Consider the following 8956-nt stretch of genomic DNA (forward strand, 5'->3'; position numbering starts at 1 on the left):
CGCGCCAGCAAATTGGGAACCCGGAGCGGTGGCGCGGCATTGTCCGCTCAAGGCCGTCACCAAGGGCTGTAACCGGCGACGTGCGCCGCAAGTGGGAGAAAAGCGATGAAAAAGTATCTGGCCATGGGATTGATCGCTGTCGGCCTCGCCGCCTGCCAGACCCCGGGTGAACGCGCCGTGGGCGGCGCGGCGATCGGCGGCCTCGCTGGCGCGGCGATCGGCGGCGCGGCCACTGGCACCGGCGGCGGCGCATTGGCCGGCGCGGCGATCGGCGCTGGCGCTGGCGCTGTCGTCGGCGCTGGCACCGCCAATTGCCGCACCTATTATTACGGCGGGCGCCGCGTCCGCGAGTGCTATTGAGCTGAGAGCCTGACGCCGGGGCCAGCGTCCGCCTGACGGCGAATGGCTGGTCACCCGGCGTCGGGGACGCCAGGCGGCGAGTGGTCAGGCGGCGACTGGTCAAGAGATAACCGGGCATGTGGCGGCAGCCATGTGGCCGGTTTTTTTGTGCTCAGCTCTGAGACGCTGGCGCGGCGTTTGCCCAGCCGCGGAATGCAGCGTGGCCTCGGCCGTGGACAACCATCTTTAGCCTCGAAAAAAACGCGAACGGATGGTTCCATGCCAGCCATGACCGCCGATTCCCGCGCGCCTCGCCCTGCCCTGTCCCCGTCGACGCGCGCCAAGCGCAGCGACGCGCGCTGCTGCGCTGCGGTCTCCAGCCCGCGCACGCCGGTGGGCGTGCGCTGATGAGCGTATGGGGCAAGCTCGGCGGACTGGGCATTGGCGCCGTGCTGGGCGGACCGCTCGGCGCCCTGGTCGGCGCGGCCACCGGCCATGCGCTATTCGACCATCCGGACAGCCCCGGCGCCCAGGCGCTCGCCGCCACCGGGCGGTTTCTGCAGAGCTCCGGCCTGTTTGCGCCTAGCGGGGCGTTTGGCCCGCCGCCGCCCGAGGTGGTCTATGCCACGGGCCTCGTCGCCTTGTGCGCCAAAATGGCCCGGGCCGACGGCGTCGTCACTCATAATGAGATCGCCGCCTTTCGCCGCATTATTGACGTGCCCGCCGCCGATCTGCCGCGCGTCGAGCGCCTGTTCGATCTGGCGCGCCAGACCACCCATGGCTACGACGCCTACGCCCGCCAATTGGCCAGCATTTTCGCCGACAACCGGCTGTTGCTGGAAAATGTCATCGACGCCTTGTTCGAAATCGCCAGGGCCGACCATGCCATCCATGAGGCGGAGCTGGCGTTTTTGCACGATGTGGCGGCGATCTTCGGCTTCAGCGAGGATGAGTTCGCCTGCATCAAGGCCAATCACGTCGCCATGCCCGACGATCCCTGGCAGGTGTTGGGCGCCCATCGCGGCATGAGCGATGCCCAGCTGCAGCAATGCTATCGCCGGCAGATCGCCGAGCATCACCCTGACCGGCTGATGGCGGCGGGCCTGCCGCCCGAGGCCATCGCTGTCGCCAATGACCGCGCCGCCGCCATCAATGAGGCGTGGGCCCGCATTCGCGCCAACCGCATGCGCGCAGCGGCGGCCTGAACCTGCGCGCTTGAGCTTTGCCCCCATCTGCGTCACATGACAGCGTTTGACGCCGTGTAATGCGCTGGCGCGCAATGCAAACGGCGGTTCGCCCGCCCGCTGTTCCGCGCTCTCCCGCACGACGTGAACCACAGGCCTTGCCGTCGCCGACGCGCCGCCAGTCACTGGAGCCGACATGTCCTTGCCGCAACCTGACAGCCCCGTCGCCGCCAAGGTCTTCCCCTCCCCCAATCATGGCGAACGCGCCGGCGGCCAGGCGCCGCGCCTGCTGCTGCTGCACTACACGGGCATGGCCGATGCGGGCGAGGCGCTGCAGCGCCTGTGCAACCCGGTGGCCGAGGTCTCGGCGCATTATTTTGTGTTCGAGAACGGCCATGTGTTGCAGCTCGTGCCGGAGGCGCGCCGCGCCTGGCACGCCGGCGCAGGCAGCTGGTATGGCGTCAACGACATCAATTCCGCCTCGATCGGCATTGAGATCGCCAACCCTGGCCACGCCGGCGGGCTGCCGCCCTACCCTGACGTGCAGATCGCCGCCGTCACCCGCCTGTGTCAGGACATCTGCCAGCGCTGGTCGATCCTGCCCGAGAACGTGCTGGCCCATTCCGATGTGGCGCCGCAGCGCAAGGAGGATCCGGGCGAGTTGTTCCCTTGGGAGCGCCTTGCCCAGGCGGGCGTCGGCCATTGGGTGCGCCCGGCGCCGGTCAGCGGCGGCCGCTTCCTCAGCCCCGGCGAAGGCGGCCCGCCGGTTGAGGCGCTGCAGGCCATGCTGGCGCTTTATGGTTATGGCGTCGCCATCACCGGCCAGTATGACGCCGAGACTGAGGCAGTGGTCCGCGCCTTCCAGCGCCATTTCCGCCCGGAGCGCATCGACGGCGTCGCCGACGCCTCGACCATCACCACCCTGCGCGACCTGATCGCCGGCAAGCAGGGGCCAATGGTCGGCTGACCACGGCCCGGCGCGCGCCATGGCCCGAACGACGCCCGGGCTTTGGTCCGTCGCGTCGCTCTCCCCGCCAGCCCTGCGTTCTGCGTAACAGGGAACGGACGCGGGCCGCCTTGCGCAGCCCGGCGCCGGGGCGTATCTCTGGGCTTGCGCCATCTGGCGCATCCGGGGAGTGCCCGGGCCAGCGGCGAACGGGGGCGATCGGCCCTGCGTCAGCCTAAAGGCCGGGCTGAGATGGCGTTACGCCAAATCCTTTGAACCTGATCCGGCTCGCGCCGGGCCAGGGGCCTGCGGCGGCGCCCGCCCATCCGGGCATGCGCGCCTGCGCATGGAGCTGTTCCGGCGCAACCGCGCCAGCGCGACGCCAGCGGCCTCTGGACCATCAGCGCGGATACACAGCACGGGATCGCGCCCGGTCGCTTGCGGCGAAAGGCGCTGGTTCCGCATCGGCGGAGGGACGGAGTTGCACGCCCAGCCACAGACCAGTCGCCCGGCGCCGCGCGCGCCGACAGACGCCGGCTTGCCGGCGGTATCCATCGTCGGCGCCGGCGTCGCCGGCAGCTGGTGCGCTTTGGCCCTCGCCGCCGCCGGATGCCAGGTGACGCTGTATGATCGTGGCCCCGGCGATCTGGTCGGCGCCACCAGCTTCTGGGCGGGCGGCATGCTGGCGCCCGATTGCGAGGCGGAGGTTTCCGAGCCGCTGGTGATGCGCCTCGGCCACCGCTCGCTGACCCTGTGGCGCGAAGCCTTTCCTGACATCGCCTTTAACGGCTCGCTGATCGTCGCCCATCCGCGCGACCGCGCCGATTTCCAGCGCTTCGCCCGCATCACCCCCGGCCATGAGCGCCTCGACGCCGCTGGCATCGCCGCGCTGGAGCCGGCGCTGGAGGGGCGTTTCCGCGACGGCCTGTTCTTCCCGGTGGAAGGCCATGTGGAGCCGCGCCGGATGATCCCGGCCATCCACCAGCGCCTGCGCGACCTCGGCGCCGATCTGCGCTTCGGCGTTGACGTCGCCCCCGACAGCCTCGACGGCGTGGTGCTCGACTGCCGTGGCGTTTACGCCCGCGAGGCCCTGCCCGGCCTGCGCGGCGTCAAGGGCGAGGTCGTCACCATCGAGACGCCGGAGATCGCGCTCAGCCGCCCGGTGCGGCTGCTGCATCCGCGTTGGCCGCTTTACGTGATCCCCCGCCCCGACCACCGCTTCGTCATCGGCGCCACCACCATTGAAAGCGAAGACGACCGCATGTCGGTGCGCTCGGCGCTGGAATTGATGAGCGCCGCTTTCGCCATCCACCCGGCGTTTGGCGAGGCGCGCATTGTGGAGATGGGCGCGGGCCTGCGCCCGGCCTTCCCCGACCATGCGCCGCGCGTTGCGGTGAGCGGCCGCATCGCCCGCGTCAATGGCCTGTATCGCCATGGCTTCCTGATGGCGCCGGCCATCGCCGAGGCGGTGAAGCGCTGGCTGGTCGACGGCGTCCGCGACGACGAGCTGATCGTTGAGGCAGCCGGCGGCGTGACCGCGCCCCACGCCCAGCGCGACATTTCGCCCGCCGGCCACGCCGCCCGCTGAGGCGCACGCCCTGCGCCAGTCGGTGAACCTGCAGCGCGCCTGGCCTATAATGGACGCCTGATCTGACCTGAACCCGGAGACAGCCTGATGTCCCTGAACGAACTTCAGACCATCCGCCTCACCGTCAATGGCGAAAGCCAGGAGGTCGAGGCCGCCAGCATTCACGGCCTGCTCAGCGCCCTGGGCTATGAGGGCGACTTTATCGCCGTCGCCGTCAACCACAGCGTCATTCCGCGCGCCCGCTGGGGCGAGGACATGCTGCGGGTTGGCGATGACATCGAAATTGTGTCGCCGCGCCAGGGCGGCTAGAGCAGGGTGCGTGCAGACGGGGCGGCGTTTGGCGCCCCGCGCGTCTCGCCCCGCCGGATGCGACCTGCCGTTGCGACGACCGCAGCGGCAAAGTGGAGTTGACCATGCTGAAGCTCTATGGCGTGGAGCTGTCCTCCCGCCTGATGATTGGAACCGCGCTGTATCCGTCGCCGGCGGTGATGCAGGCGGCGGTGCGCGCCTCGGGCGCCGGCATAGTCACCGTCTCGGTGCGGCGCGAGACCGCCGGCGGCGCCACCGGCGACAGTTTCTGGTCGCTGATCCGCGAGCTGGATGTGAAAATCCTGCCGAACACCGCTGGCTGCCGCACGGTGCGCGAGGCGGTGACCACGGCGCAGCTGGCGCGCGAATTGTTCGGCACGCCGTGGATCAAGCTGGAAGTGGTGGGTGACGACGACACGCTGCAGCCCGACGTGGTGGGGCTGGTGGAAGCCGCCGACATCCTGATCCGCGATGGCTTTGAGGTGTTTCCCTATTGCACCGAGGATCTGACGGTGGCGACGCGCCTCGTCGACGCCGGTTGCCAGGTGGTGATGCCGTGGGCGGCGCCGATTGGCAGCGCCAAGGGCATCGTCAACCCTGGCCCGCTCAGCCTTCTGCGCAACCGCTTTCCTGATATTGCGCTGGTGGTCGACGCTGGCCTCGGCGCCCCGTCACACGCCGCCCACGCCATGGAGCTGGGCTATGACGCGGTGTTGCTGAACACGGCGGTGGCCAAGGCCGCAGATCCGGTGGCCATGGCGCGGGCCTTCGGCCAGGCGGTGGACGCCGGACGCACCGGATATGAGGCGGGTCTGATGGCGCCGCGCGACTTTGCCTCTCCGTCAACCCCGGTGCCAGGGACGCCGTTCTGGCATGCTGCAGACTCCTGATCGCTTCTATCCCATCGTCGACAGCGTGGCCTGGGTCGGGCGCCTTGTGCGCGCCGGCGTGCGCACCGTGCAATTGCGGGCCAAGGACCTCGACCACGCCGCAGCCGTCGCCGCCATTCGCGACGCCCTCGCCGTGACCGTCGCCGCCGACGTGCAGCTGGTGGTGAATGACTATTGGCAGGCGGCCATCGAGGCTGGCGCCGGGCATCTGCACCTGGGCCAGGAGGATCTGGTCGACGCCGACCTCGCCGCCATCCGCAAGGCGGGCCTGACGCTGGGCATCTCCACCCACGACGAGGCCGAGCTGGAGACCGCCCTCGCCGCGCAGCCGGATTATGTGGCGCTGGGGCCGATCTGGCCGACGACGCTGAAGGTGATGCGGTTTGGCCCGCAGGGGCTTGAGCGCATCGGCCAGTGGAAAAAGCGCATCGGCGCCGTGCCGCTGGTCGCCATCGGCGGCGTCACCCTGGAGCGCGCGCCCGATGTCTTCGCCGCCGGGGCCGACAGCATCGCCGTGGTCAGCGACGTCACCATGAACCCCGACCCGGAAGCCCGCGTCGCCGCCTGGCTCAGCTTTGCCGACGCAGGACGCTGAACGAGGCTGAGCGCCTGGCAGGTGGCGACGAAACGCGCCGCCAACTGCAACACGCTTCCAGCTGCAACGCGCAAACGGCGAACCGCACTCCACAACCACCCCAGCGCCGTCATGCCCGCGCTCGTCGCGGGCATCCACGTCTTCACCCACGGCCGGACCAGCCGCGAGGCACTGGCCGCGCGCCCAACAGGCCCGCGCCCTCACCCAGCCTTCCATGCTGGCGCAACACCGCCCGACGCGTGGCGCAGGGGCGCCAGGACGCCAGGTCTCCAGGACGTAAGGCGCCCAGCCCAGGGGAGGCCGCCCCCAGGCCGTTGCCCCTCAGCCCCACGCAAAGCTCACATCTCGTAATCGACGACGATCAGCCCCTTCATGCCGCCTTCAGTGATCGCCAGCAGCGGCCGCCCGGCGCGCATGTGCGCCGGATGGGTCAGGTAGACATCGCGCGCCGCCGCATCAACGAAGTCGAGGACGATGGCGTGGGCGAAGCCCTGGGACATCACCTCCGGGCTGACGTCGGCGCCGCAGCTGGCGGCGACAATGCCGGGCACCTCGCCTTGAAGATCCACCACCCCCTGCATGGCGGCGGCGATCTGCGCGCCGGAGGCCGAGGCCTGAAAGCGGACAAGCACAATATGGCGGATCACTGGCGTCTCTCCCATGGCGACCGTCCTGCCCCCTGGTTCATCCAGAGCGCGGCGGCGCTTTTGCCAGCGAGTGTGAAAGCGGCGAATGACGTTGTCGACCCGCCAAAGCCCGGCGCCGCGCCGTCATCCTGGGGTTATCCAACGCCACGCTTTGCGCCAGGAGCGGCGCGCAGCCGCCTCAATGTCAGCCAGCGCGCAACCGCCGCAATGGCAGCCGGCGTGCGACGGCGCACTGTCGATTGGCGGCGGCGGCGCCATAAGGGTCGCGCTCGCTGAGGGCGGACACGGCGACTGCGTCCTCCATGGCCAAACACCGTCATGCGGGCATCGATCGGCCCTGGACCGCCCTGAACGACCAGTCGTAGCCAGCTAGGGGCGCCCCCTTTCGCCATCCCATGCGGGCGGAAAACGCGCCGCATGGCGCCAAATCACTTCGCGACGCTTAACGCCAACGCTTTTTCACGACGGCAGATTGTCACACCTTGCGGTCGTGCACAGGCAATTGTGACGCCAACGACGCTGCGGCGGCGAACACCACTCCACTACTTGCGACGACACCATTCGGCGCATCCTGCCAGATGTTCGCGACGCCTGGTCGCGACGTTTTGAAGTTTTGACGACAGTAAATCGCCTGATCCATATATGTGGACGGAGAGGAATTTTATCCAAGTTCCGAGCATTTTGTCGCAGGGTTCCGGTTGCAGATGGAACAATGCGTCACATTCTCGTCAACTGGCTCCCGTTGTTGCGCCCATCCGCAACAACGAAGGACGGACAGTTGTTTTTTAAGGTGAATTTCTTGGCCGCCACCCTGGTTGGGGCCGCGGCTGTCACGGCGAGCGCCGCATTTGCTGACACCAATTCCCGCTATTCCGGCCAGCACGGCGTCGCCAGCTGGTATGGCCCTGGCTTCTACGGCCGCAAGACCGCCAATGGCGAACGCTACACCGGCAAGGGCCTCACCGCCGCCCACCGCACCCTGCCCTTCGGCACGCTGGCGCGGGTGACCGACAAGCGCTCCGGCCGCTCCATCGTCGTGCGCATCAACGACCGCGGCCCATTCAAGCGCGGCCGGGTGATCGACCTGTCCTCCAGCGCAGCCAAAGCCCTCGGCATGAACGGCCTCGCCCAGGTCGTGGTCACGCCTGTGGTCCGCACCGCCCAGACGGCCCAGCAGTAACCCTGCGGCCGACCTGTCTGTGGGGGGCGTGCGTGAACGCCTCCCCGGCCTCTGCGCCACGACAGTTCACCGCCGCGGCAAATGACAAATCACCTGCCATGCGTTACGGTTTCATGTTCATACGAACGTATGCGGAATGGGTCCATTCCGCACAATAGCAGCAGCCTCGTCCTCATATTTCCCGTACGGTTGCATTGGAAATTAAAGGCAGCATCAGACTTATTCTGCCCAGAGGCAAAGCTGGCGCCTGAGCGCCAGATAACGACGACGAAGCCGGCGCCACCGCCAATGGGGGCAGGGGTGATCTACGCGCGATCCGCGCAGCACCTTGGCCCGGACGGTAGCAGGCGCTTCACGCCCGCACCCACAACAGTCACCGCGCAAGTCCTGTAATACCAGGATGCGAAGATGCTGACGCATCCGCATCCTGAAATGCTCAGGCGCCGCACCAGCTTAACCAGAACCCGATGAGCCACGCTCATCGGGTTCTGGTATAAGTCGCCCTGGTCCACGATACTGTGCATCTTCGCAAACATTAAATGTATAAATGAGGCTCACCCATCATATGGGGGGGGGGCCCAATGCCACTTGATCCGCCAATTCCTGTAGCTTTGACTAAAAATACCTTCGTTCTGAACTTTCCGTATGAGCTGCAATTCACCATCCCCCTCAATATTGGGGCCGCACACGGAGATCAGATCGCACTTTACATCAATGACGACCAGATGCTTGGCCAGCCAGCCTACACGGCGGTGCGCCTTGACCCAACCAGCGTCTCCATCATCACGACGATGAAGCAAGCCTTCCAACCGGGGCCTAACACGGTCGTGTACCGGATTACCAACGCCGCCGGACAAACCTCGCCGACCCTCGTTTCAGCTTCAGCGAGCATAACTGAGGAGTTGCCTCCGCCACCGCCACTTCCATATCCCCCCTTAACAGCCCAAATAGCTTTCATTTCTAGAGAATTTCAACCACGCAAATGGTCGACTTCCGACAATGGATACAGAACGGAGTTCCTCGCCGACGCATACAATAACGCTACACATTCGGTAAATGGCACAACATATCCAATGTCGTTCGAATCAATACCAGATGCCGAACTTATTATTGAAGCTATTGCGCCAACTGATATTTATCGTGTTGATGACTACAATATTATTATTACACACCACAGTAACCGTGCCGCTTTTAATCTTACGCAAAAAAAAAACGCTGCAAAAGGATGTGCATTGATGGCGCAAATTTTGACAGAATTTACGACGTTCCTTATGTATA

The 8956-nt window shown here is 66.8% G+C and carries 10 protein-coding genes; 9 read left to right on the plus strand and 1 reads right to left on the minus strand.

Features of this window, described 5'->3' with window-relative positions; translation table 11 throughout:
* Positions 1-105: 105 nt before the first annotated feature.
* From AC6A67_RS13490 to AC6A67_RS13520, 7 genes are all read left to right on the plus strand, one after another.
* A complete protein-coding gene (locus tag AC6A67_RS13490) occupies positions 106-360 on the plus strand; it encodes a YMGG-like glycine zipper-containing protein (protein ID WP_498037066.1) in 255 nt (84 codons plus the stop codon).
* A 386-nt stretch (positions 361-746) separates the two neighbouring features.
* Complete coding sequence (locus AC6A67_RS13495; protein WP_498037067.1) at positions 747-1544, plus strand: TerB family tellurite resistance protein; 798 nt, start codon at positions 747-749, stop codon at positions 1542-1544.
* Between the two features lie 175 nt (positions 1545-1719).
* Entirely contained in the window at positions 1720-2490 is a 771-nt protein-coding gene (locus AC6A67_RS13500) for an N-acetylmuramoyl-L-alanine amidase (RefSeq protein ID WP_498037068.1), read from the plus strand.
* A gap of 517 nt (positions 2491-3007) precedes the next feature.
* On the plus strand, positions 3008-4057 hold the full coding sequence (locus AC6A67_RS13505) for an FAD-dependent oxidoreductase (RefSeq protein WP_498037082.1): 1050 nt from the start codon (positions 3008-3010) through the stop codon (positions 4055-4057).
* 87 nt (positions 4058-4144) lie between these two features.
* On the plus strand, positions 4145-4366 hold the full coding sequence (gene thiS / locus AC6A67_RS13510) for a sulfur carrier protein ThiS (protein WP_498037069.1): 222 nt from the start codon (positions 4145-4147) through the stop codon (positions 4364-4366).
* Positions 4367-4470: 104 nt separating this feature from the next.
* Positions 4471-5256: a thiazole synthase gene (locus AC6A67_RS13515; RefSeq protein WP_498037070.1), complete on the plus strand. Its 786-nt coding sequence runs from the start codon at positions 4471-4473 to the stop codon at positions 5254-5256.
* Positions 5243-5851 (plus strand): thiamine phosphate synthase, encoded by a 609-nt coding sequence (locus tag AC6A67_RS13520; RefSeq protein ID WP_498037083.1) that lies wholly within the window; start codon positions 5243-5245, stop codon positions 5849-5851. The genes AC6A67_RS13515 and AC6A67_RS13520 overlap by 14 nt, the downstream gene beginning before the upstream one ends.
* Positions 5852-6189: 338 nt before the next feature.
* Here the strand turns inward: AC6A67_RS13520 and AC6A67_RS13525 are convergent, their stop codons facing one another.
* The gene (locus tag AC6A67_RS13525) at positions 6190-6513 is read right to left on the minus strand and encodes a Dabb family protein (RefSeq protein ID WP_498037071.1); all 324 of its coding nucleotides are present in this window, start codon (positions 6511-6513) and stop codon (positions 6190-6192) included.
* A gap of 784 nt (positions 6514-7297) precedes the next feature.
* Here AC6A67_RS13525 and AC6A67_RS13530 point away from each other — a divergent pair.
* Positions 7298-7678 carry a septal ring lytic transglycosylase RlpA family protein gene (locus AC6A67_RS13530; protein ID WP_498037072.1) on the plus strand — a complete coding sequence of 127 codons (381 nt, stop codon included), beginning with the start codon at positions 7298-7300 and terminating at the stop codon, positions 7676-7678.
* Between the two features lie 581 nt (positions 7679-8259).
* On the plus strand, positions 8260-8956 hold a 697-nt coding region (locus AC6A67_RS13535), incomplete at its 3' end, for a hypothetical protein (protein WP_498037073.1).

The sequence above is a fragment of the Camelimonas sp. FR25 genome (assembly GCF_059740505.1).